Origin of the sequence: Streptomyces sp. ISL-36 (assembly GCF_018614205.1) — a bacterium.
GTDB lineage: Bacteria > Actinomycetota > Actinomycetes > Streptomycetales > Streptomycetaceae > Streptomyces.
The window spans coordinates 1-23,477 of the sequence record NZ_JAGGOS010000013.1 but is presented as its reverse complement, the minus strand read 5'-3'; the positions used below and the strand labels follow the sequence as shown (position 1 = coordinate 23,477).

20 protein-coding genes, 3 tRNA genes and 1 pseudogene are annotated in these 23,477 nt (G+C 71.3%); 11 read left to right on the top strand and 13 right to left on the bottom strand.

The genetic code is table 11. From position 1 onward, the window contains the following. Positions 1-129: 129 nt before the first annotated feature. A complete protein-coding gene (locus tag J7E93_RS02470) occupies positions 130-984 on the bottom strand; it encodes a hypothetical protein (protein WP_215065552.1) in 855 nt (284 codons plus the stop codon). Between the two features lie 157 nt (positions 985-1,141). On the opposite strand from J7E93_RS02470, the gene J7E93_RS02465 reads away from it, so the two are divergent. Then, the gene (locus tag J7E93_RS02465) at positions 1,142-2,242 is read left to right on the top strand and encodes a Glu/Leu/Phe/Val dehydrogenase dimerization domain-containing protein (protein ID WP_215065551.1); all 1,101 of its coding nucleotides are present in this window, start codon (positions 1,142-1,144) and stop codon (positions 2,240-2,242) included. 309 nt (positions 2,243-2,551) lie between these two features. Further along, entirely contained in the window at positions 2,552-2,809 is a 258-nt protein-coding gene (locus tag J7E93_RS02460; protein ID WP_215065550.1) for a DUF3073 domain-containing protein, read from the top strand. 163 nt (positions 2,810-2,972) lie between these two features. Here J7E93_RS02460 and purM read toward each other — a convergent pair whose 3' ends face one another. From purM to J7E93_RS02440, 4 genes are all read right to left on the bottom strand, one after another. After that, positions 2,973-4,052, bottom strand: coding sequence for a phosphoribosylformylglycinamidine cyclo-ligase (gene purM / locus J7E93_RS02455; protein ID WP_215065549.1), 1,080 nt, complete (start codon positions 4,050-4,052; stop codon positions 2,973-2,975). A gap of 43 nt (positions 4,053-4,095) precedes the next feature. Next, positions 4,096-5,622 carry an amidophosphoribosyltransferase gene (gene purF / locus J7E93_RS02450; protein WP_215065548.1) on the bottom strand — a complete coding sequence of 509 codons (1,527 nt, stop codon included), beginning with the start codon at positions 5,620-5,622 and terminating at the stop codon, positions 4,096-4,098. 276 nt (positions 5,623-5,898) lie between these two features. Then, positions 5,899-6,732: an META domain-containing protein gene (locus J7E93_RS02445; protein WP_215065547.1), complete on the bottom strand. Its 834-nt coding sequence runs from the start codon at positions 6,730-6,732 to the stop codon at positions 5,899-5,901. A 132-nt stretch (positions 6,733-6,864) separates the two neighbouring features. Then, positions 6,865-7,653, bottom strand: coding sequence for a maleylpyruvate isomerase family mycothiol-dependent enzyme (locus tag J7E93_RS02440; RefSeq protein ID WP_215065546.1), 789 nt, complete (start codon positions 7,651-7,653; stop codon positions 6,865-6,867). Positions 7,654-7,739: 86 nt separating this feature from the next. Here J7E93_RS02440 and J7E93_RS02435 point away from each other — a divergent pair, with 86 nt between their 5' ends. Continuing rightward, positions 7,740-8,141 (top strand): nuclear transport factor 2 family protein, encoded by a 402-nt coding sequence (locus J7E93_RS02435; RefSeq protein WP_215065545.1) that lies wholly within the window; start codon positions 7,740-7,742, stop codon positions 8,139-8,141. A 55-nt stretch (positions 8,142-8,196) separates the two neighbouring features. On the opposite strand, the gene purL is transcribed toward J7E93_RS02435, so the two are convergent. Genes purL through purS form a run of 3 tightly spaced genes read right to left on the bottom strand, consistent with a single transcriptional unit; the run spans position 8,197 to position 11,389 of the window. Next, on the bottom strand, positions 8,197-10,446 hold the full coding sequence (gene purL, locus J7E93_RS02430) for a phosphoribosylformylglycinamidine synthase subunit PurL (RefSeq protein WP_215065544.1): 2,250 nt from the start codon (positions 10,444-10,446) through the stop codon (positions 8,197-8,199). Then, a complete protein-coding gene (gene purQ / locus J7E93_RS02425; RefSeq protein WP_215065543.1) occupies positions 10,443-11,123 on the bottom strand; it encodes a phosphoribosylformylglycinamidine synthase subunit PurQ in 681 nt (226 codons plus the stop codon). The genes purL and purQ overlap by 4 nt, the downstream gene beginning before the upstream one ends. Continuing rightward, positions 11,120-11,389 carry a phosphoribosylformylglycinamidine synthase subunit PurS gene (gene purS, locus J7E93_RS02420; protein WP_215065542.1) on the bottom strand — a complete coding sequence of 90 codons (270 nt, stop codon included), beginning with the start codon at positions 11,387-11,389 and terminating at the stop codon, positions 11,120-11,122. Before purS ends, purQ begins: the two co-directional genes overlap by 4 nt. A gap of 323 nt (positions 11,390-11,712) precedes the next feature. Here purS and J7E93_RS02415 point away from each other — a divergent pair, with 323 nt between their 5' ends. The 8 genes from J7E93_RS02415 to J7E93_RS02380 all read left to right on the top strand — a co-directional run bounded on the left by J7E93_RS02415 (position 11,713) and on the right by J7E93_RS02380 (position 16,414). Next, the gene (locus tag J7E93_RS02415; RefSeq protein ID WP_215065541.1) at positions 11,713-12,066 is read left to right on the top strand and encodes an Lsr2 family protein; all 354 of its coding nucleotides are present in this window, start codon (positions 11,713-11,715) and stop codon (positions 12,064-12,066) included. Positions 12,067-12,211: 145 nt separating this feature from the next. Further along, positions 12,212-12,283, top strand: a tRNA-Gly gene (locus J7E93_RS02410). 80 nt (positions 12,284-12,363) lie between these two features. Beyond that, positions 12,364-12,436 (top strand) — tRNA-Gly (locus J7E93_RS02405). A gap of 215 nt (positions 12,437-12,651) precedes the next feature. Next, on the top strand, positions 12,652-13,584 hold the full coding sequence (locus J7E93_RS02400; RefSeq protein WP_215065540.1) for an ABC transporter ATP-binding protein: 933 nt from the start codon (positions 12,652-12,654) through the stop codon (positions 13,582-13,584). Beyond that, complete coding sequence (locus J7E93_RS02395) at positions 13,581-14,345, top strand: ABC transporter permease (RefSeq protein WP_215065539.1); 765 nt, start codon at positions 13,581-13,583, stop codon at positions 14,343-14,345. Before J7E93_RS02400 ends, J7E93_RS02395 begins: the two co-directional genes overlap by 4 nt. 115 nt (positions 14,346-14,460) lie before the next feature. Then, positions 14,461-15,705, top strand: coding sequence for a histidine kinase (locus tag J7E93_RS02390; RefSeq protein WP_215065538.1), 1,245 nt, complete (start codon positions 14,461-14,463; stop codon positions 15,703-15,705). After that, entirely contained in the window at positions 15,702-16,316 is a 615-nt protein-coding gene (locus tag J7E93_RS02385; RefSeq protein WP_215065537.1) for a response regulator transcription factor, read from the top strand. The genes J7E93_RS02390 and J7E93_RS02385 overlap by 4 nt, the downstream gene beginning before the upstream one ends. A gap of 22 nt (positions 16,317-16,338) precedes the next feature. Further along, positions 16,339-16,414, top strand: a tRNA-Gly gene (locus J7E93_RS02380). 137 nt (positions 16,415-16,551) lie between these two features. Here J7E93_RS02380 and J7E93_RS02375 read toward each other — a convergent pair. From J7E93_RS02375 to J7E93_RS02355, 5 genes and pseudogenes are all read right to left on the bottom strand, one after another. Beyond that, a complete protein-coding gene (locus tag J7E93_RS02375; protein ID WP_215065536.1) occupies positions 16,552-17,463 on the bottom strand; it encodes a phosphoribosylaminoimidazolesuccinocarboxamide synthase in 912 nt (303 codons plus the stop codon). Between the two features lie 93 nt (positions 17,464-17,556). After that, positions 17,557-19,017, bottom strand: coding sequence for a N,N-dimethylformamidase beta subunit family domain-containing protein (locus tag J7E93_RS02370; RefSeq protein WP_215065535.1), 1,461 nt, complete (start codon positions 19,015-19,017; stop codon positions 17,557-17,559). Between the two features lie 193 nt (positions 19,018-19,210). Continuing rightward, the gene (locus J7E93_RS02365) at positions 19,211-21,148 is read right to left on the bottom strand and encodes a hypothetical protein (protein ID WP_215065534.1); all 1,938 of its coding nucleotides are present in this window, start codon (positions 21,146-21,148) and stop codon (positions 19,211-19,213) included. Between the two features lie 217 nt (positions 21,149-21,365). Further along, positions 21,366-22,616, bottom strand: a complete 1,251-nt coding sequence (gene purD / locus J7E93_RS02360; RefSeq protein ID WP_215065533.1) for a phosphoribosylamine--glycine ligase — start codon at positions 22,614-22,616, stop codon at positions 21,366-21,368. 61 nt (positions 22,617-22,677) lie between these two features. Next, a pseudogene (locus tag J7E93_RS02355) lies at positions 22,678-23,477 on the bottom strand (DNA polymerase III subunit gamma and tau); the annotation flags it as partial.

Sequence of the window (23,477 nt, the reverse complement as noted above, 5' to 3'; positions counted from 1 at the left end):
TTGAGCCAAAGGCCCGGATCGGGACCTACGTCCCCCCACGACCCGGCCGTGAGGTTTCTCCGGGGTTCGCGAAGGTTCTCGAAGGTGCTTGAAGATCATTTACATCAGGTGGACGGGTCCTGTCGATGATCAATTGGCGAACTGGAGGTCGCGGACCTCCCGCCACCGCTCCGCGAGCCGGCCGTACGCCTCGCTCGCACCGTCCCCGTCGCCGTCCCGCAGCGCCGCCACCGCCTCGGCCACGTCGGCCGCCGACCGGTCCTCCGCCAGCCGCTCCGCCGACAGGGCGTGCACCAGGCCGCCGTAGTCCAGCTCCACCAGCGCGCGCGGGTGGAACTCCTCCAGCCACCGGCCGACCTCGACGAGCCCCTCGGTGAGCGGCCCCTCGTCGATCGCCTCCCGCAGGGTCCGCAGCGCCCGCGCCAGCCGGCGCCGCGCCTGGACCATCGGCGTGCGGTAGCGGAAGACCGTCGCCGTGCCCCGCTCCGGCTCCCCCGGCACGTACTCCCGCTCCTCGTCCGCGAAGAGCGTGAACCAGCGCACCGGGACCTGCCAGACCGACGTACGGATCCAGGGCCGCGCGTCCGGGTTCCGCTCCCGCCAGCGCTCGTGGTCCGCCGCCACCTGCCCCCGCACCACCGGCGGCACCATGGCGTCGAGCACCGGCCGCGGCAGGCTCTCCCCCTCCGCCAGCTCCTCCAGGGCCAGCCAGCCCCGCATCCGGGTCCGCCACGGGCAGACCACGACCACGCCGTCGACGTACGCGACGAAGGCGTCCCCGCTCTCGTGCACCGGCACCGGGACCGGCGGGGTCGGCAGCAGGTCCGCGAGCGAGCGGCGCAGTTCGTCCTGTGCCGTGGGGATGTCCGCCCGGCGCGCGTACTGCGCCCAGTGCCCCCGCTCCGGCTCGGGGAAGGCCGCCAGCGGCTCGTACACCCGCAGATAGGAGGCGTACGGAACGAGGACCGAGGAGGCGACCGACATGTCGCGAATCCTTCCACGGAGGTACTCCCCCGGGGGGTGATCCTGAGCACTGGTGCGGATCTACGCACGCGTAGGACTTACTCTCTTGCCGAACCGGTCCTCCCCCACCCGCAGGGGGGACCGCCTAACCGCCGCTTCGTACTTGGGAGTCACCACCGTGACCGATGTGACCGGCGTTCCTGTCGTTTCCGCTGACGTGCTGCACACCCTGTTCCACTCGGAGCAGGGTGGCCACGAGCAAGTCGTGCTGTGCCAGGACCGTGCCACCGGCCTCAAGGCCGTCATCGCCCTCCACTCCACCGCCCTGGGCCCCGCCCTCGGCGGCACCCGGTTCTACCCGTACGCCTCCGAGGCCGAGGCCGTCGCCGACGCGCTGAACCTCTCCCGGGGGATGTCGTACAAGAACGCCATGGCCGGTCTCGACCACGGCGGCGGCAAGGCCGTCATCATCGGTGACCCGGAGAAGATCAAGACTGAGGAGCTGCTGCTCGCCTACGGGCGCTTCGTGGCCTCGCTCGGCGGCCGGTACGTCACCGCCTGCGACGTCGGCACCTACGTCGCCGACATGGACGTCGTGGCCCGCACCAACCAGTGGACCACCGGCCGCTCCCCCGAGAACGGCGGCGCCGGCGACTCCTCGGTCCTCACGGCCTTCGGTGTCTTCCAGGGCATGCGCGCCTCCGCGCAGACCCTGTGGGGCGACCCCACCCTGCGCGGCCGCAAGGTCGGCGTCGCGGGCGTCGGCAAGGTCGGCCACTACCTGGTCGAGCACCTCCTGGAGGACGGCGCCGAGGTCGTCATCACGGATGTACGGGAGGAGTCGGTGCGCCGGATCACCGACCGGTTCCCGCAGGTCACCGTGGTCGCCGACACCGAGGCGCTGATCCGCGTCGAGGGACTCGACGTCTACGCCCCCTGCGCGCTCGGCGGCGCCCTGAACGACGACACGGTGCCGGTCCTGACCGCGAAGGTGGTCTGCGGTGCGGCCAACAACCAGCTGGCGCACCCGGGCGTCGAGAAGGACCTCGCCGACCGCGGGATCCTCTACGCGCCCGACTACGTCGTCAACGCCGGTGGCGTGATCCAGGTCGCCGACGAGCTGCACGGCTTCGACTTCGACCGGTGCAAGACGAAGGCCGCGAAGATCTTCGACACCACGCTGGCCATATTCGCGCGTGCGAAGGCGGACGGCATCCCGCCGGCCGCCGCCGCCGACCGGATCGCGGAGCAGCGCATGGCGGAGGCTCGCCGCGGCTGATTCTTGACAGGGCCGGCCCGCGGGGCGATCGGAGCGGACTTTGTAGGTTCACCCCAATCGAGAGATGACTCACCCCGGTCGGCGGGTCGGCCCTCAAGAAGAGGTTAAAATCGCGATTGACCAGCGAGGACAGGGCACCTCGATGGTTCTGTACCGGGTCATGTGATGCGTGCGGCGTACCGTATGGCCACGGAAGCAGGTACCGTTGAAGCCCTACGGACCGGTCTCTCAGCCGAGAGCCCGTTCCGAACCATGAACGCGTGTCAAGACTCTGGGGCCGTCGAGCCCCGTCACCGAGGGGGTCGAGCCATGGGGCGCGGCCGGGCAAAGGCCAAGCAGACGAAGGTCGCCCGCCAGCTGAAGTACAGCAGCGGCGGGACTGACCTGTCGCGTCTGGCCAGCGAGCTGGGCGCTTCGACTTCGAGCCAGCCGCCGAATGGCGAGCCGTTCGAGGACGACGACGAGGAAGACGACCCGTACGCGCAGTACGCGGATCTCTACAACACGGACGACGAGGACGAGGACGACGAGTCCGGTCCCGACACGTCCTCCCAGCGTCGCGCTTGACCTCTTAACGAGAGCGGTGCTCACACAGAAACCCGGTCCGGGGATCCCTGGACCGGGTTTCTGTGCTGCCCGCGTGCGTATGCGCTGCGGCCTGCGTACGCGCTGCCCGCGCAGGAGCGGGCCGCAGCCGGAGTCGCCTCCGGACGTACGGCCCGCGTGTGTCCTACTTCGCGTAGTCCCCGACCAGCTCCGCACCCGTCGTGCGGTCGCCGCGCTCGGTGATCTCGCCCGCGACCCACGCCTCGACCCCGCGGTCCTCGAACGTGGCCAGGGCCACCTCCACAGACTCCGCCGGAACGACGGCCATCATGCCGACGCCCATGTTCAGGGTCTTCTCCAGCTCCAGGCGCTCCACCTGTCCGGCCTTGCCGACCAGGTCGAAGATCGCGCCCGGGGCCCAGGTCGAACGGTCGACCGTGGCGTGCAGCCCGTCCGGGATGACCCGCGCCAGGTTGGCGGCGAGCCCGCCACCCGTGATGTGGCTGAAGGCGTGCACCTCGGCCGTGCGGGTGAGCGCCAGACAGTCCAGCGAGTAGATCTTGGTCGGCTCCAGGAGCTCCTCGCCCAGGGTCCGGCCGAGCTCGTCGACGCGCTGGTCGAGCCGCATGCCGGCCCGGTCGAAGAGCACGTGGCGGACGAGCGAGTACCCGTTGGAGTGAAGGCCGGAGGCCTCCATCGCGATCACCGCGTCACCCGTACGGATGCGATCCGGGCCGAGCAGACGGTCCGCCTCGACCACGCCCGTACCGGCGCCGGCGACATCGAAGTCGTCCGGGCCCAGCAGGCCGGGGTGCTCGGCGGTCTCGCCGCCGACCAGGGCGCAGCCGGCCAGGACGCAGCCCTCGGCGATGCCCTTGACGATGGCGGCGACCCGCTCGGGGTGGACCTTGCCGACGCAGATGTAGTCGGTCATGAAGAGCGGCTCGGCGCCGCAGACGACGATGTCGTCCATGACCATCGCGACCAGGTCGTGACCGATCGTGTCGTACACGCCGAGCCGGCGGGCGATGTCCACCTTCGTGCCGACACCGTCGGTGGCGGAGGCGAGCAGCGGACGCTCGTAGCGCTTGAGAGCGGAGGCGTCGAAGAGGCCGGCGAAGCCGCCGAGGCCACCGAGGACCTCGGGTCGCTGGGTCTTCTTCACCCACTCCTTCATGAGCTCGACAGCGCGGTCGCCCGCTTCGATGTCGACGCCCGCGCTCGCGTAGCTGGCGCCGCCTGCGGCACTGGGGTTCTGAGACATGGGTTCAGAGCTTTCGTGTCGTACTGCGGGGTGCAGCGGGGTATTACGGGCGGCGCAGGGCGTCGGAGGCCGCGGTGGCGGCCGGGCCGGCGGCCAGCTCGGTCTCGAGCAGCTGCTTGCCGAGCAGTTCGGGGTCCGGAAGCTCCATGGGGTACTCGCCGTCGAAGCAGGCACGGCAGAGGTTCGGCTTCTGGATGGTGGTCGCCTCGATCATCCCGTCGAGGGAGATGTACGAGAGCGAGTCGGCACCGAGGGACTTGCCGATCTCGTCGACGGACATGCCGTTGGCGATCAGCTCGGCGCGGGTGGCGAAGTCGATGCCGAAGAAGCACGGCCACTTCACCGGCGGGGAGGAGATCCGGATGTGGACCTCGGCGGCGCCCGCCTCGCGGAGCATCCGGACGAGGGCGCGCTGGGTGTTGCCGCGGACGATCGAGTCGTCGACGACCACGAGCTTCTTCCCCTTGATGACTTCCTTCAGGGGGTTCAGCTTCAGCCGGATGCCCAGCTGGCGGATGGTCTGGGAGGGCTGGATGAAGGTACGGCCCACATAGGCGTTCTTCACCAGGCCCGCGCCGAAGGGGATGCCGCTGGCCTCGGCGTAGCCGATGGCGGCCGGGGTGCCGGACTCCGGCGTCGCTATGACGAGGTCCGCCTCGACCGGGGCCTCCTTGGCGAGGCGACGGCCCATCTCCACACGGGAGAGGTAGACGTTCCGTCCGGCGATGTCGGTGTCGGGGCGCGCCAGGTAGACGTACTCGAAGACACAGCCCTTGGGCTTCGCTTCCGCGAATCGAGAGGTGCGGATGCCGTTCTCGTCGATCGCGATCAGCTCGCCCGGCTCGACCTCGCGGACGAAGCTGGCGCCGCAGATGTCGAGGGCGGCGGACTCGGAGGCGACGACCCAGCCGCGCTCCAGGCGGCCGAGGACCAGCGGGCGGATGCCCTGCGGGTCACGGGCCGCGTAGAGCGTGTGCTCGTCCATGAAGACGAGGGAGAAGGCGCCCCGGACCTCGGGGAGGACCTTCGCGGCGGCCTGCTCGATGGTGAGCGGCTTGCCGTCCTCGTCGACCTGGCCCGCGAGGAGCGCGGTGACCAGGTCGGTGTCGTTGGTGGCGGCGACCTGAGTGGCGCGGCCGTCCTTCTTGGGAAGGTCGGCGACCATCTCGGCGAGCTGCGCCGTGTTCACCAGGTTGCCGTTGTGGCCGAGCGCGATGGAGCCGTGGGCGGTTGCCCGGAACGTCGGCTGCGCGTTCTCCCACACGGAGGCACCGGTGGTCGAGTAGCGGGCGTGACCGACCGCGATATGACCCTGGAGGGAACCGAGAGAGGTCTCGTCGAAGACCTGGGACACGAGGCCCATGTCCTTGAAGACGAGGATCTGGGAGCCGTTGCTGACCGCGATTCCCGCGGATTCCTGGCCCCGATGCTGGAGGGCGTAGAGCCCGAAGTACGTGAGCTTTGCGACCTCTTCACCCGGAGCCCAGACACCGAAGACGCCGCAAGCGTCCTGGGGGCCCTTCTCGCCGGGAAGCAGATCGTGATTGAGTCGACCGTCACCACGTGGCACGCCTCCGAGTGTAGGCGAGGTAGCGCACTGGTCCGAATTGAGGAAACTGACAGGGTCCTCGAATGGTGTGATCGTACGAGCTGATCCACTGGCAGGCCCCCGGGCCCCGCGACCCGTGCGGCGACAGGGCCGCAGGCCATCGGAAGCAGGGCAAGCGCACGCTCGTACGCCACCCCGGAAGGGCGTGACATGTGACGCAGCTCGCACCTCGCGGTCGCGCGTACCCCGCCCGGGAGGCCCGGCGGTGCGGTATCGGCACGGTGACGAGGGCGCCGCTCAGCCCTTGGCGGGCGGCTTCGCGACCGCCCCGAAGCCCTTGCCGTCCGCCGTGGTGAGGGTGAGGGCGCGGTGGCTCAGCTCGTACGTCGCCGATCCGCCGAAGACCTCGTACAGCTCGGTCTCCAGCTTCATCTCCGGGCCCGTGCACATCATGCGGGTGGTGGTGATCTCGCCGAAGTCGATCGTCCGTCCGGAGATCTTCGCGGTGGTGGAGAACCTGTTGCAGCCGAGGCTGCCCCTGACCTTGCCGTCCTTGTCGATGACGAAGTGCGCCTTGCCCTCGCTGTCCTGGGGCAGGGAGGCGGCGGTGTCACCGGACAGCAGCGAGTCGACGGTCCAGGTGGTGCCGTTCAGCGGGGCGGCCGGCTCGGAGCTCAGGGCGAGGGTGGCCGTGCCGTCGGGGGCGGTCAGGGTGAGGCGGTCGTCCTCCAGCTTCGCCTTGAGGGTCCCGGAGAAGGCCTTCCACAGGGTGGACTCGAAGCTCTGCAGCTCGGCGGGGCAGCCCATCTCGGTGGTCTCGGCCATCGACACGGTGAGGGTGTCGCCGTTGACGGCGACGGCGGCCCCGAAGTGGTTGCAGCCGCTGTTGCCCTTGGCCCGGCCGTTCTTCTCGATCTCGACGTGGGCGCCGGCCGGGGCCCGGGTCGTCTTCCCGGCGACGGTCACGCTGTCGAAGGCCCAGTGCACGCCGGTGACGGGCACGTCAGGGGCGACCGTGTCGGCGCCCGGGTCGGTCCCGGCCTTCTCGGTGCCGCACGCGGCGAGGACGAGGAGCGAGGCCAGGGCTGCGGCTGCGGTGATGCGCGGCTTCCGCGTGGAGGGCTTCTGCATGGAGGGCTTCTGCATGGAGATGGGACGGGCGGGCGGCACGGACGGTTCCGCCAGCGCCGGGACCTCGGGCGAAGACCGGTTCCGCCCGCTTCGGGACCTCGGGCGAAGACCGGTTCCGCCCGCTTCGGGATCTCAGCCGAGGAGCGGCAGCAGACCGGAGAGGTCCGCCCGTTCACCGCTCGCGGCGACCTTCGCCTCGTCCACGGCCTGGGCCCAGGTGGTGCGCCCGGTGGCCAGCCGGATCCAGGTCAGGGGGTCGGTCTCCACGACGTTGGGCGGGGTGCCGCGGGTGTGGCGGGGCCCCTCCACGCACTGGACCACGGCATGGGGCGGGATCCGCACCTCGACCGCGCCGCCCGGGGCCTTCACGGCGAGCGCGTCGGCGAGCAGGCGGGTGCAGGCGGCCAGGGCCTGCCGGTCGTGCGGGACGGCGAGACCGGTCGCCGCGTTCAGGTCGTCGGTGTGGACGACGAGTTCGACGGTCCGGGTGACCAGGAAGTCGGCGAGACGCATGGCGCCGAACCGGGTCGGGACGAGCCGGTCGTCGGAGGCACCGGCGATCCGCTCCTCGTAGAGCGCCGCCGACCGGTCGTACAGGCCCGGCAGGTCGGTGGTGTCGATCGCCCGGGTGTCCTCGTCGATCGTCGCGGCCTGCGTGGCGGTCACCGAAGGCCAGTCCAGCAGCGCCAGTTCCTGCTTCGCCGGCTCCGGCTCGCCGAGCTTCCGGGCGAGCGAGCCGACCGCCATGGTCATGTGCGCCGCCAGCTCCCGCACGGTCCACTCCCCCAGCCGGGTCGGCCCGGCCAGCTGCTCCGGCGTGAGCGCCGCCACCGCCTCCCGTACGTAACGGAACTGGGCGAGCACGGCGGCCCGGGTCTTGGCGGAGTCGTAGCTGCGGGTGCGCTTCTTGGCCGGTGGCATGGGGGCGAGGGTAGTCGGCCGCCGTGTGGCGGGGTGGGGATGCGCGGCAGAGACTGGAAGAGGGTTACGAGAGGGGTGCAAGGATCATGGCTGAACACCCTGACGCCGCACTGGTGCGCAAGGGCTACGAAGCGTTCACCACAGGAGACATGGACACCCTCGCCTCCCTGTTCACGGGTGACTGCACGCACCATTCGCCCGGCGAGAGCCAGATGTCCGGGCACTACAAGGGGCGTGACAACGTCATGGCCCACTACGGGAAGCTTTTCGAGCTCACCGACGGCACCTTCCGCGTGGAGCTGCAGGGCATCTACCCGGACGGCCGGGGACACGTCATGTCCGTCCACAAGTGGCACGCCGACCGTGGTGACCGGGGCATCGAGATGAAGGGCGGCCTCTTCTTCACCGTCCTGGGAGGCAAGGTCTCCGACATCGACGAGTGCGTCGAGGACATCGACGAAGCGGATGCCTTCTGGGGCACCGGCTGACGAACGGAAGAGCCCCCGCCCGAGAGGGGCGGGGGCTCTCCTCGTACGGGACGCGTCAGGCCAGCAGGCCCGGGATCGTCGCCTCGTGGGCCGCGCGCAGCTCCTCCAGGGAGATGCTGAACGCGCCCTGCACGTCGACCTCTTCGCCGTCCACGACACCGATCCGGGTCGCGGGCAGACCCCGCGCACCGCACATGTCCGTGAAGCGGAGCTCCTCGCTGCGCGGGACGGCGACGACCGCGCGGCCGGCCGACTCGCTGAAGAGGAAGGTGAAGGCGTCCAGGCCGTCCGGGACGACCAGGCGCGCGCCGGTGCCGCCGCGCAGGCAGGACTCGACGACCGCCTGGACCAGGCCGCCGTCGGACAGGTCGTGCGCCGCGTCGATCATGCCGTCGCGGGAGGCCGAGATCAGGATCTCGCCGAGCAGCTTCTCCCGGTCGAGGTCCACGGCCGGCGGCATGCCGCCGAGGTGCTGGTGGATCACCTCGGACCAGGCCGAGCCGCCGAACTCCTCACGCGTGTCGCCGAGCAGATAGAGGAGCTGGCCCTCTTCCGCGAAGGCGATCGGCGTACGGCGGTTGACGTCGTCGATCACACCGAGCACGGCCACGACCGGCGTCGGGTGGATGGCGACCTCGCCCGTCTGGTTGTAGAGCGACACATTGCCGCCGGTCACCGGGGTGCCGAGCTGGAGGCAGCCGTCCGCGAGACCACGCGTGGCCTCGGCGAACTGCCACATCACGGCCGGGTCCTCGGGCGAACCGAAGTTCAGGCAGTCCGAGATCGCCAGCGGCTTGGCGCCGGAGGCGGCGACGTTGCGGTACGCCTCGGCCAGCGCGAGCTGCGCGCCCGTGTACGGGTCGAGCTTCGCGTACCGGCCGTTGCCGTCGGTCGCCATGGCCACGCCGAGGTTGGTCTCCTCGTCGATCCGGACCATGCCCGCGTCCTCGGGCTGCGCCAGGACGGTGTTGCCCTGCACGAACCGGTCGTACTGGTCGGTGATCCAGGACTTCGACGCCTGGTTCGGGGACGAGACCAGCTTCAGGACCTGGTCCTTCAGCTCCTCGCCGCTCTGCGGCCGGGGCAGCTTGTTCGCGTCGTCGGCCTGGAGCGCGTCCTGCCACTCCGGGCGGGCGTACGGCCGGTGGTAGGTCGGGCCCTCGTGGGCGACCGACCGCGGCGGTACGTCGACGATCTGCTCGCCGTGCCAGAAGATCTCCAGGCGCTCGCCCTCGGTCACCTCACCGATGACGGTGGCGATGACGTCCCACTTCTCGCAGATCTCCAGGAAGCGGTCGACGTGCTCGGGCTCGACGATCGCGCACATGCGTTCCTGCGACTCGCTCATGAGGATCTCCTCGGGCGAGAGCGTCGCGTCACGCAGGTGGACCCGGTCGAGCTCGACGCGCATGCCGCCGGAGCCGGCGCTCGCCAGCTCGGAGGTCGCGCAGGAGAGTCCGGCGCCACCCAGGTCCTGGATGCCGGCGACCAGCTTCTCCTTGAAGATCTCCAGGGTGCACTCGATGAGGAGCTTCTCCTGGAAGGGGTCGCCGACCTGGACGGCGGGGCGCTTCGTCGGCTTCGTGTCGTCGAAGGTCTCCGACGCGAGGACCGAGACACCGCCGATGCCGTCGCCACCGGTGCGGGCGCCGTAGAGGATCACCTTGTTGCCGGGGCCGGAGGCCTTGGCGAGGTGGATGTCCTCGTGCTTCATCACGCCGATGCAGCCGGCGTTGACCAGCGGGTTGCCCTGGTAGCAGGCGTCGAAGACGACCTCGCCGCCGATGTTCGGCAGGCCCAGGCAGTTGCCGTAGCCGCCGATGCCGGCGACGACACCGGGCAGCACGCGCTTGGTGTCGGGGTGGTCGGCCGCACCGAAGCGCAGCGGGTCGACGACCGCGACCGGGCGGGCGCCCATGGCGAGGATGTCGCGCACGATGCCGCCGACACCGGTGGCCGCGCCCTGGTAGGGCTCGATGTACGACGGGTGGTTGTGCGACTCGACCTTGAAGGTGACCGCGTACCCCTGGCCGACGTCGACGACGCCCGCGTTCTCGCCGATGCCGACGAGCATGGCGTCGTTGTCGGGGGTCTTCTCACCGAACTGCTTCAGGTGGACCTTGCTGCTCTTGTACGAGCAGTGCTCGGACCACATGACGGAGTACATGGCGAGCTCGGCGCCGGTGGGACGGCGGCCGAGGATCTCGCGGATGCGCGCGTACTCGTCCTCCTTGAGGCCGAGCTCCTTCCACGGCTGCTCGCTGTCGGGCGTCTCACCCGCGTGCTTGACGGTGTCGAGAGTCATGCGTTGACCAGCTTCTTCAAGATCGAGGTGAAGAATCCGAGGCCGTCGGTACGGCCCGTGCCGACCAGCGGCTCGACGGCGTGCTCCGGGTGCGGCATGAGGCCGACCACGTTGCCCGCGGCGTTGGTGATGCCCGCGATGTCGCGGAGCGAGCCGTTGGGGTTCATGCCCAGGTAGCGGAAGGCGACCCGCCCCTCGGCCTCCAGCTCGTCCAGCACGCGCTCGTCGGCGACGTACCGGCCGTCCATGTTCTTGAGCGGGACCTGGATCTCCTGGCCCTGCTCGTAGTCCACGGTCCAGTCGGTCTCCGCGTTCTCCACCCGCAGCTTCTGGTCGCGGCAGATGAAGTGCAGGTGGTTGTTGCGCAGCATCGCGCCCGGCAGCAGATGGGCCTCGGTGAGGATCTGGAAGCCGTTGCAGATACCGAGGACGGGCAGCCCTGCCTGCGCGTGTTCAATGATTGTCTCCATCACCGGCGAGAAGCGGGAGATGGCTCCGGCCCGCAGGTAGTCGCCGTAGGAGAAGCCGCCGGCCAGGACCACGGCGTCGACCTGCTTGAGGTCCTTGTCGCGGTGCCACAGCGAGACGGGCTCGGCGCCCGCCAGACGGGCGGCCCGCAGCGCGTCCTGGTCGTCGAGCGTTCCGGGGAACGTGACGACGCCGATGCGTGTGGTCACGACTGGACCTCGGCGGGGACTTCGGACTCGACCTTGACGACGAAGTCCTCGATCACGGTGTTGGCGAGGAAGGTTTCGGCCATCTCATGGATGCGGGCGAGGGCGGCGTCGTCGACCGGTCCCTCCACCTCCAGCTCGAAGCGCTTCCCTTGGCGGACGTCGGCGATCCCGTCGAACCCGAGGCGGGGCAGTGCACGCTGCACCGCCTGCCCCTGGGGGTCGAGGATCTCCGGCTTGAGCATGACGTCGACTACGACGCGTGCCACTGGCACTCCCGGTGGTGTGTTGCGTGGGCGGTTCCCTCAGCGTACCTGCCTCCAAATTCTACGCGGGTAGAAGTCTGGAGGACCCTACAAAAGGACCCTACGACCTCCACGGAAAATTCAAGTGAAATATTGCATGGCCCATTGCGGCGGGACACGCTGATGCAATTGGCTGGGCTTCACAATGTGAGGCACACCACTGTACAAAGGAATACAGAGGAAAACAGCATTGCCCCGGGGCAGCCGTGAAGCCGGTGTCGCCGCACGTCAGAGGCGTTACACACGCCGAGAACGGCACGGCGGGCCGCAGGAAAGGACCGATATCCGTGGCTCAGCGAGTAGTGGTCACTCTCTTCGACGACATCGACGGCGGAGAAGCGGCGGAAACGGTTGCGTTCGGCCTGGACGGGAAGATGTACGAGATCGACCTGAATCCCGCCAATGCAAAGAAACTGCGCAAGGCGCTGGCTCCGTACCTCGCGGCCGGCCGGAAGCTGACCGGGAGGGCCGCGTCGGCTCGCGCCGGCGGATCGGCCACCCCCGTCACTTCGTACAAGCACACCGCCCTCGCGCCCGACCCGGCGGCGGTCCGCGCCTGGGCCCAGTCCAACAAGATGGACGTGCCCGCCCGAGGGCGGATCCCGAAGCACGTCTACGAGGCGTTCCGCGAAGCCAGCTGAGACGCGCCACCGACGCGGCGCCGACGGGTCGCCGACACGCCGCTGACGGGCCACCAGGAACGGATTTGCATTGCACCCCCGCTGATCCGCTAGAGTCTGGATCACGCCGAGGGGCGAGGCCGCAGGGCCGAACCTCACGCAGCGTGCGGGTGTAGTTCAGTAGTAGAACATCCCCCTTCCAGGGGGAAGGCGCAGTGTGCAATTCCTGTCACCCGCTCTGCATCGCATGACCGACCACCCCGGTGGATCAGGTAGAGTGGTGCTCGCACCGCCCAGTGAAAGCTGGTCGGGGGCAATGCGGACGTGGCTCAGTTGGTAGAGCATCACCTTGCCAAGGTGAGGGTCGCGAGTTCGAATCTCGTCGTCCGCTCAGAGAACGAAGGCCCCGGTTCTGAGGAACCGGGGCCTTCGTCATGTCCGCTCCCGGTGTGGCGATGCCCGTGGCCCGGGGCCCCTGTCCGTGGGGTCCGCTGTCCGGGGGGTCCGCGTCCATGGGGTCCGCTGTCCGCCCGTTCTGACATTTGTCATGTGCAGTGATGACAGCGCGCACTGCCGACCGCCCCCGTCCGGCGGAAGGCTGGAGCCATGACCAACGTGATCGAGGCCGAGGACCTCCGCCGGACCTACTCCGGCGGCTTCGAAGCCGTCAACGGGATCTCCCTCGCCGTCCCCCGGGGCGAGATCTTCGCCCTCCTCGGGACCAACGGGGCCGGCAAGACCTCCACCGTCGAACTGCTGGAGGGCCTCGCCGCCCCCAGCGGCGGCACCGTCCGCGTCCTCGGCCACGACCCGTACCGCGAACGCGCCGCCGTCCGTCCCCGGATCGGCGTGATGCTCCAAGAGGGTGGTTTCCCCTCCGACCTGACGGTGGCCGAAACCGTACGGATGTGGGCGGGGTGCACCAGCGGTGCGCGGCCCACTGCCGAGGCGCTGGACGCGGTCGGCCTCGGCGCTCGCGGCGGAGTGCGGATCAAGCAGCTCTCCGGCGGCGAGCGACGCCGTCTCGACCTGGCGCTCGCGCTCCTCGGCCGGCCCGAGGTCCTCTTTCTCGACGAACCGACCACCGGCCTCGACGCCGAAGGCAGGCGCGACACCTGGGCGCTGGTGCGCGCACTGCGCGACAGCGGGACGACCGTGCTTCTGACCACGCACTACCTGGAGGAGGCCGAGTCCCTGGCCGACCGGCTCGCGATCATGCACCGGGGCCGGATCGTCCTCTCCGGCACCCCGGCCGAGGTCACCGCCGCCCGGCCCGCCCGGATCCGCTGCGTCCTCCCCGACGGAGTCGACGCGGGCCGGCTCCCGCTCGGTCTGCGCGCCGCGGCCGACGGCAGGCGCGTGGAGATCCGGACGCACGCGCTGCAGGACGCGCTCGCCGAGCTGCTGATCTGGGCACGCGACACCGGCGTACGGCTGGAGGCGCTCGACGCCCGCTCGGCCTCGCTCGAAGAGGCGTTCCTGGAGATCGCCTCCGCCACCGACGCCCTGGACACGCCCGACCTGGAAGGTGCCCGATGAACGCGACCGCACGCCGGATGGCCTCGCTCGGGCGGGCCGAACTCACCCTCCTCGGGCGGAACAGGAACAACCTCTTCATCGCCCTCCTGATGCCGCTGCTGATGATCTTCGTGCTGCGCTCCTCGCTCTCGCAGATGGGCACGGACGAACTGCCCAGGGGCATCGCCGGAGCCACCCTCGTCGGCGGTACGGGAATGGTCCTCGTCCTCGTCGTCTACATGGGCCTGGTCTCCGCCTACGTGGCCCGGCGCGAGGAGCTGGTCCTCAAGCGGCTGCGCACGGGTGAGGCGAGCGACGCGGAGATCCTCGCCGGCGCCGCGCTCCCGTCCGCCGCCATCGCGCTCGCGCAGTGCGCCGTGCTGGCCGTGGGCGGGGTCACCGTCCTCGACATGCCGGCTCCGGAGCGCCCGGACCTGCTCGCGCTCGGACTGGTGGCCGCCGTGGCGCTGCTCGCCGGTCTGGCCGCCGTGACCACCGCCGTCACCCGCAACGTCGAGAGCGCGGGCCTCACCACCCTGCCGTTCTTCCTCGTCTCGGCCATGGGCTCGGGGATGCTCGTGCCCCGCGAGGCGCTGCCCGACGGCGTCGCCGACGTCTGTGAACTGCTGCCGCTGAGCGGGGTCATGGAGTTCGTCCGGGCGGGCTGGTTCGGCGTCGAGGACACCGCGGACCTGCTGACGGCGGTGCTCACCACACTGGCCTGGGGAGCGATCACCGTGTTTGCTGTCCGGCGGTGGTTCCGCTGGGAGCCGCGACGCTAGAAGACGCGCCGGCGGATCTGGAAAACGCCGGACACGTCATACACGTCGGACACGTCGGACACGTGGGAAGCCGCCGCGAGACGGCAGGAAACAGGGGAAAAGGGGGGCCGGGCGGGTGTCCAGGCTGACAGGGTGGTGGGTCCGCCGCAGCACGGCGGGCAAGGTCGAGCTGTACACACGGTGGACCTTCCACTTCTTCGTCCTGATCGAGTGCGCCTCCATCGGCGGCGTACCGATCGGGCAGAGCGACCGCTACCCGCTCGGTCTGCCGCTGGCGGCCGCCCTGGCGCTGTTCGTCTGCACGCACGCCGTCCTGAACGGCGTCCTCTCCTCCCGCGCCCTCGACTGGGTCCTCGACCGGCGCGAGCGGCCGGTCCGGCTCGCGGTGGCGCAGGTGGCCCTGACCGCGGCCGGCGCACTGACCGTCCTCGGCCTGCGGGCCACGGGCGTCCTCGCCAACGGGTCGGTCGCCGCCGGTGTCGTCACCGGCACGGTCACCTTCACCCTCGGCGCCCTGGTCATGTGCATGAATCGAGTCCGGCACATGCTGTACGCGGCGCCGCTCGCCGCCCTCGCGACCGGCGCCGTCGTCGCGGCGATGGGCGTCGGACTGCCGGAGGCGCTCGGCTACGCGGTGGGCATCCTGCTGGGCGGCGGCGGGCTGGCGGCCGCCTGCGGGTTCTCGGCCTGGCTGATGAAGATGGTCTGGGAGCTGGAGCGGACCAAGGAGCTCAAGGCACGCCTCGCCGTCGCCGAGGAACGGCTGCGCTTCGGGCGCGACCTCCACGACGTCATGGGCCGAAACCTCTCGGTGATCGCGCTCAAGAGCGAGCTCGCGGTCCAGCTCGCCCGGCGCGAGCGCCCCGAGGCCGCCGTCGACCAGATGATCGAGGTGCAGCGCATCGCCCAGGAGTCGCAGCGCGAGGTGCGTGACGTGGTGCGCGGCTACCGCGAGGCGGACCTGCGGGTCGAACTGGAGGGAGCGCGGGGCGTGCTCAGCGCGGCGGGGATCGTCTGCGCCATGGAATCGGCCGTGGACGCGACGGACGCCGCACTGCCCTCCGAGGTGCAGTCGGCGCTCGGCTGGGTGGTCCGGGAGACCACGACGAACGTACTGCGGCACGGGGACGCCTCGCGCTGTGTGATCTCACTGCGGAGGAAGGACGGTGCGGTGGTGCTGACCGTGGAGAACGACGGGGTACGGGAGGTGCCGGGGCCCCGGGTCGGCGGCTCGGGCCTCGCGGGCCTGCGCGAACGGTTGTCGGCGGTCGACGGCACCCTGGCGGCGGGGCCCGGCGACGGCGGCACCTTCCTGGTGACGGCTCGCGTGCCCGTACCGGGGCGGGGGGAGGCAGCGTGACCGGGGCCGTACGCGTGCTCCTCGCCGACGACGAGCACCTGATCAGGGGAGCGCTCGCCGCGCTGCTCGCCCTCGAGGACGACCTCGTGGTCGTCGCCGAGGCGGCCACCGGACCCGAGGCGCTCGCCATGGCCCGCGCCCACCGGCCCGATGTCGCGGTCCTCGATCTGCAGATGCCGGGCGCCGACGGTGTGAAGGTCGCCACACTGCTGCGCGAGGAACTGCCGGAGTGCAGAACCATGATCGTGACCAGTCACGGCCGGCCCGGGCACCTCAAGCGGGCGCTCGCGGCGGGGGTGCGGGGCTTCGTCCCCAAGACCGTCAGCGCGCAGCGACTGGCCGAGATCATCCGTACCGTGCACGCCGGAAACCGTTACGTGGACCCGGAGTTGGCGGCCGACGCGATCGCCTCCGGCGACTCCCCGCTGACCGCCAGGGAGGCCGAGGTGCTGGAGCTCGCGGCCGACGGGGCACCGGTGGCGGAGATCGCCGAGCGGGCCTCCCTCTCGCAGGGCACGGTCCGGAACTACCTCTCCTCGGCCGCCGCGAAGCTCGGTGCCGAGAACCGTCATACAGCGGTGCGTCTCGCGCGGGCGAAAGGTTGGGTATAGTTGTCTCCGCGCTACGGCGCATGCGGACGTGGCTCAGTTGGTAGAGCATCACCTTGCCAAGGTGAGGGTCGCGAGTTCGAATCTCGTCGTCCGCTCCATACGAAGAAGCCCCCGGTCGATCCGACCGGGGGCTTCTTCGTGTTCCGAGCCCGTGTTCCGAGCTCCGTGTCCGGGGTGTTCGAGGCCTCGCCTCCCGGGCCGGGGGCGGTCCCGGCCCAAGACGCGAGGTTCCTCGTCACGACCAGGTGTGGCCGGTCAGCAGCTCGTACGCCTCGATGTACTTGGCGCGCGTCGCGTCGACGATCTCCTGCGGGAGCGCCGGCGGCAGCTGCTCGCTCCTGCGGTCCCAGCCGGAGGCCGGGGAGGTCAGCCAGTCGCGGACGAACTGCTTGTCGTACGACGGCTGGGCGCGGCCCGGCTCCCAGCTCTCGGCCGGCCAGAAGCGGGAGGAGTCCGGGGTCAGCACCTCGTCGGCGATGACCAGCTTCGGCCCCTTCTCGGTGGCCTCGAAGCCGAACTCGAACTTGGTGTCGGCCAGGATGATGCCGCGCGTGCGGGCGATGTCCCGGGCCCGGCTGTAGACGGCGAGGGTCGTCTGGCGCAGCATGGCGGCGGTCTCGGCACCGACCTGGTGGGCGACCTCCTCGTAGCTCACGTTCTCGTCGTGGTCGCCGACCGCGGCCTTGGTGGCGGGCGTGAAGATCGGGGCGGGCAGCTCGGAGCCGTCGCTGAGACCCTCCGGGAGCGCGAGGCCGCAGACCGTACGGGACTCGTTGTACTCGACGAGGCCGGAGCCGGTCAGATAGCCGCGGGCCACGCACTCGACCGGAACCATGTTCAGGGACTTGCAGACGAGGGTGCGGCCCTCCCACTCGGCGGGGGCGCCCGCCGGCAGGTCGGTGGAGAGGACGTGGTGCGGGACCAGGTCGGCCAGCAGGTCGAACCACCACAGGGAGAGCTGGGTCAGGACGCGGCCCTTGTCGGGGATCTCGGTCGGCAGGACCCAGTCGTACGCGGACATGCGGTCGCTCGCCACCATGACGAGGTCGCCGGCCTCGTTGCGGTAGAGGTCACGCACCTTGCCCGTGTGGAGATGGGTGAGGCCCGGGACCTGCACAGGCTCGGGCTTTTCTACGAATCCGGACACGGTTCCTCCGCGTAGGTTGTTCCAGGAGCGCTTCGATTCTCTCGCACCGGGACGCGGGGTGGGCGGCCGGGCCCGTTCGGCCCGCCATGTCGCTCAGTCCCTTTTGCAGATGCGGTCCAGGAGGTTCGCCGTGGCGCGCTGGATGCGGTGGTCGACATGGCCCGGCCGGTCCAGAGCGGGTGACCAGGCGAAGGTGCCGGAGGCGAAGACCCACGCACCGGACGGCGCCCGGTAGAGGGAGGTCTCCTGGTGGCGTAGGGCGCCCTCGCTGTCCCGGTAGGGGGAGTGGGCGAGGAGGATGCGGCCGTCGTGCTCGGGGAGCGCGGTGCGCGGGAAGTAACGGTCGGCCTCACCGGCGACCAGACCGGGGATCTCGTCGCCGTCGCCCGCACCGGTGGCCTCCCAGAGCCAGTGCCCCGCGTTCCGTACGACCAGGGGGTGCGGCTCCGGCACCCTTCCCGCGTACTGGATGCCGAGCAGCTGCTGCTCCGGACGGTCGACCTCGCGCCAGAGGGCGGGCCGGCCCGGGCCGCGGCGCTTGCGGCAGGTGAGAAGGCGGTCGGGGACGCCGGAAGGGGAGGGGCCGAGCTCCACCTGCCAGTACATGGTGTTCGCGGAGAGGAAGACGAGGGAGGTGCCCTGCTCGCGGGCGAGTTCGACGGTCCGGCGCATGGGGACCGACCAGTACTCGTCGTGGCCGGGGAAGACCAGGCCCCGGTAACGGGAGGGATCGACGCGGCCCGCGTGCAGGTCCCGGGTCTCGGCGTAGGCGAGGTCGTAGCCGTACCGCTCGGCCCAGCGGATGAAGTCGTAGGCGTGGCCGACGTGCAGAGGCAGTCCCGCGCCCGCGTAGGGGCGGTCGAAGGAGACGGTGATCGCCGCGTCCTCCTCGCCGAGGAGGCGGCCCTGCTCGTCCCAGGCGTGATAGAGGCTGGCCCCGGTCCTGCCGTCCTCCGGATAGAGGTTGTACGCCTGCCACGTCACGTCGGGGAGGACGAGGAGGAGGTCGGCGGGGTGGTCGTCGCGGACGGTGAAGGGGATGTGGGAGCGGTAGCCGTCGACGGTGGTGAGTACGGCGACGTACGCGCCGATCGACCAGAGGGACGGGATCTGCAGCCGCCAGGACTGCCACCAGTGGTGGCAGGAGACCGTCCGGTCGGCGGCGAGCGGGGCCGGCTGGACGATGCCGGCGAGGCGGGGGCTGGTGGTGATCTTGGTGGCGCCCTCGCCCGCGTAGTGACCGATCCGGTAGATGTCGACCGAGAACTGCTGCGGCGGGTCCACGGTGATGTGGAAATCGATCGCCTCGCCGGGGGCGACGGCGCCGTTGGACGCGAAGCCCTTGATCTGGCTGCGGACGTCATCGGCCGTACGAGGGCCGCCGCCCGCGCCGCGCGCCAGGGTGTCGTCGGCGTACCAGGGGACGACCTGCCCGGTGTCGTCGAAGTAGTTCTCCGATCCGCGCAGCCAGGGCAGGGGGCCCTGACCGAAGGGGTCCGTGACGGCGTGGGCGAGCGCGCCCGACTCCCACCGCCTGATCTGCTCCGCCCCCATGCCGCGCCCCTCCCTCGACTCCCCCGCGTCGTGTGCTGTCGTCTTCTGTCATGGGCCCTGACGCATCTGCTGCGTGGGTTGCAAGTGCTGCTGTCAGTGCCGATCCCCAGCACATCACATAACGCACGCACTCCGTCACCGTTCGTCGCGAATTGACGTGAACGGAAGCCAGAGTTCCGTATCGGCGCGGGCGCTACACGAGGCGGACGGGCTTCTCGGGGCGGACGCCGGTCTCGGCGAGCCAGGCTCGCAGCGGCTCCGCGTCGCCGTCCTCGACGAGGGCGAGGACGCGGGCGGTCAGGTCGGTGTTCCGCTCTCCGCCGATGAGGAGCGCGGGTCCGTCGAGCCAGTCGAGGCCGGGAGCGGCACCCGCGGTGTCGACGGCGGCGCAGCAGACCATCGCGGTCACATGGTCGGCGAGCAGATCGCGCCCGGTGCGCGGCGGCTGCAGCGGGAAGAGTGGCAGCTGATCGGCGTCGGCCACGCTCAGGGCGGCCCCGTGCGGCCCGCCCATGGGCGGTGCGGGCTTGGCGGCCTCCTCACGGGCGACATGAGCGGTCAGAGCGGCGGCCAGGGAGTCGGCGGCGGGGTGGGGGGCCTGGCCGGAGGGGGCCTCGGCGTGGGGAGCGCCGTCGGCGTGGGGGGCGCCCTCGGCGTGGGGAGCGCCGTCGGCGTGGGGGGCGCCCTCGGCGTGGGGAGCGCCGTCGGGCGCGAAGGGGTTCGCCGGGTCCGGGGCCATCGAGGCGGGCCTCCCGGGCTGCTCGGGCTGACCGGCGGGCATCCCTGGCCGGCCGGCCTTCCCGGTCACCGAGAGGTGGGCCATGACGCGGGCCAGGGTCGGGCCGTCGGCGGCCGCGCCGCTGGAGTCCGTACCGGTTCCGGTGCCGGTGCTGTCGCCGTCGCCGTAGCCGTTGCCGTGGCCGTTGCCGGTCGGGAGGACGCCCAGTTCGTCGAGGACCTGATGGAGCCGGGCCGCGTCGGCGCGCCACTTACGGTCCACGACCTCCTCCGGGTACTGGCTCCAGTCCACCGGGGACCAGGCCGGGCCGGCCTCCGCCGGGCCGCCGTGGAAGAGGCGGGCGGCGAGCAGCGAGGTGGCCTCGTCGACCGCGCCGGGTTCTTCGAGGAGGTCGCAGGCCGGCCGCTCGCCGAGCCGGGAGGTGAAGCCCTCCGCCAGGCGGTCGCGGCGGGAGAGTTCGGTGAGGGCGGAGACCACGCCCGCGTCGAGGCGCGAGGGCCAGCGGCCCATCCGCCATGCGGGCAGCGCGACCCGGGTCAGCAGCCGGTCCCAGCCCGCGTAGGCGAGGCCCACCTGCTCCTGGGCGACGATCCGGACGCCGTAATCCACAGCCTGTGCACGCTCGGAGCCCGCCACGGCGACTCCGCGCTCCATCTCGACGGCATGCCCGCGGCAGCCTCGCAGCAGGACCCGGGCCACCCGCCCGACCCCATGGGCGCCGAGCCGGCTCACCGGGTCGAGACCGGGCCGACGGGGCACCGCGACGGCGGCGTCCAGGCCCTGCACGAAGCGGCGGGCCGCGGCTATGTCGGGGTGCGCGGCCGGAGCCGTACCGGCGACGACCGGGGCGAGGACGGCCCGCAGCTCGCCCACGCGCATCCACCACAGGAAGGGGGAACCTATGACGAGGACGGGCGCTTCGGCGGAGCGCCGCAGCCCTGCCGTGCCCGTACGGTCGTGTGCCGGATGCGTACGGTCCTCGAGCCAGCTGTCGCAGTCCGGGGTCAGAGCTATCGCGGACGGGGCCGGAACGCCCAGCCGGTCGGCCAGGTCCCGGACCATCCGGTAGAGATCGGGGGCCGCTGTCTCGGCGAGCTCGACGGTCGGTGTGACGGCCGGACGGGCGCGCGCGACGACCAGCGCGACGGCGGCCGCGGCGAGCAGGACGACCAGCGCCAGCACGGTCGTGACCCAGCGGGCGGCGTCCCAGCCGGGACCCGTGAGATGACCGCTGACCCCTCCCGCGTACAGGATCACGGCCGCGGCCGCCGGGAGCAGCGCGACGGCGAACGCCCTGCCGCGGACACGGAGCACGGCGAGGGCCCGGGTGCGCGCGGCGCGCGCACCCATCTCCTCGCCCACAACGGAACCGGTACCGGACACGCCGTACATCACCCCCTCCTGTCCTCGTCGGGACTGCCCGTGGCGGTGTTGCTCACTCCCCCACTGTGGCACCCGCCACTGACATCGCAATGCCGGTGGGCCATGTGCCGGAACGCCTTCGCCGCACCCTAGTTGGGGGTTCGGCGGGCGTCATCCGGATGGCCCAGTCGTCACTCGATCGAATGGCTTTGGGTAAAGGTGATGCCGATCGGACGTGCTTACGGATTCACTCCCCGGCGGCCTTGCGCGCGATGTCCGTACGGTGCTGGGAGCCGTCCAGCCGGATCCGACCGACCGCCGCGTACGCCCGCTCGCGGGCCTGGGCCAGGTCCTTCCCGGTCGCGGTGACCGAGAGGACACGGCCACCGGCGCTCACGATCGCGTCGCCGTCCCGCTTCGTCCCGGCGTGCAGGACGTACGCGTGCGGGGCATCCTGCGCCGCGACCTCGTCGAGGCCCTCGATCGGGTCGCCCGTCCGCGGGGTCCCCGGGTAGTTGTGCGAGGCGACGACCACGGTCACGGCGGCCTCGTCGCGCCAGTTGAGCGGCGGCTCGTTGTCGAGGGTGCCGTTGGCCGCGTTCAGCAGGACGCCCGCAAGCGGGGTCTTGAGCCGGGCGAGGACGACCTGGGTCTCCGGGTCGCCGAAGCGGGCGTTGAACTCGATGACCCGCACGCCGCGGCTGGTGATCGCCAGACCCGCGTACAGCAGACCCTGGAACGGCGTGCCGCGGCGGCGCAGCTCGTCGACGGTGGGCTGCAGGACGGTGGCCATGACCTCGTCGACCAGCTTGGGGTCGGCCCAGGGCAGCGGGGAGTAGGCGCCCATCCCACCGGTGTTCGGGCCCTCGTCACCGTCGAGAGCGCGCTTGAAGTCCTGCGCGGGGGTCAGCGGGAGGACCGTGACACCGTCGGTGATCGCGAAGAGGGAGACCTCGGGGCCGTCCAGGAACTCCTCGATGACCACTCGGCCGCAGGCGAGCGCGTGGGCGCGGGCCTCGGCGAGGTCGGAGGTCACGACGACACCCTTGCCGGCGGCGAGGCCGTCGTCCTTGACGACGTACGGAGCGCCGAAGGCGTCGAGCGCCTCGTCGATCTCCTCGGCGGTGGTGCAGACGTAGCTACGGGCGGTCGGGACGTTGGCCCCGGCCATGACGTCCTTGGCGAACGCCTTGGAGCCCTCCAGCTGCGCCGCCTCCTCGGACGGGCCGAAGCAGGGGATGCCGGCCGCGCGGACGGCGTCGGCCACCCCGGCGACGAGCGGGGCCTCCGGGCCGACGACCACCAGGTCCGCCTGGAGGTCACCGGCCAGCCGCGCGACGGCGTCGCCGTCCAGCTGGTCGACGGGGTGCAGCTCGGCGACCTCCGCGATTCCGGCGTTGCCGGGCGCGCAGTGCAGAGCGGTGACGTCGGGATCGAGGGAGAGAGAGCGGCACAGGGCGTGTTCGCGGGCGCCGCCGCCGATGACGAGGACCTTCACGCCAGCCAGGGTAGCCCGCGGGGCGGGATGCCCCTTGTGCGGGCCACCGAGCGAGACGCTCCTATTCGTTCGTGTATTCCTCCAGCACCGTGGCCCCGAGCTCGCGGACGATCAGGTCGTGACCGGAGAGGGCGGAGTCGACGAGGTCGGGGTCGTCCTCCTCGGGCACGTCGTCCTCGGGCGCGACGGGCCGCGGCGCGGGCGGTGCGTGGACGGGCGCGGGCGCCGGGGACCGGTACTGCTGCGCAGGGGGTACGGAAGCGGGCGCCGTACTCTGCTGCGCGGGGCCCTGCTGCGCGGAGGCCGAGGCGGATGCCCACTGCTGCTGCGGGGGCGCGGCAGGAGCGGACCCCTGGCCGGACCCCGGGCCGGGTCCCTGCGCGGAGCCTTGGGCATAGCCCTGGGCGGGGCGTCCGCCGCCGAAGTTCGCGGCGGCGGGCGGCGGATTGACGCCGCCCGAGGGGTCGATGATCGCCTCGATCTTCCACTGCACGTTGAACTGCTCGGCCAGCACCTGCTTCAGGACCTCCTCGCTGCCGCTGCTCGCGAAGTTGTCGCGTGCGCCGGCGTTGAGGAAGCCGAGCTGGAGGGTGGTGCCGTCGAACCCGGCGACCTGGGCGTTCTGGCTGAGCAGGATCCAGGTGAAGCGGCGCCGGTTCTTGACGGCGTCGAGGATCGGCTGCCACATGTTCCGCACCTGGGCGGCGCCCTGGGCCATGTCACCGCCGGCGGCTGCGGGGGTCGGGGCGGGCGCCTGGGGCGTGGGGGCCGGTGCGGGGGCTGCCTGGGGCGCGGGCGCGGAGGCTCCCGGCCAGGCACCGGGCGTACCCGCTCCGGGGGTGGCCGCTCCGGGCCAGGCAC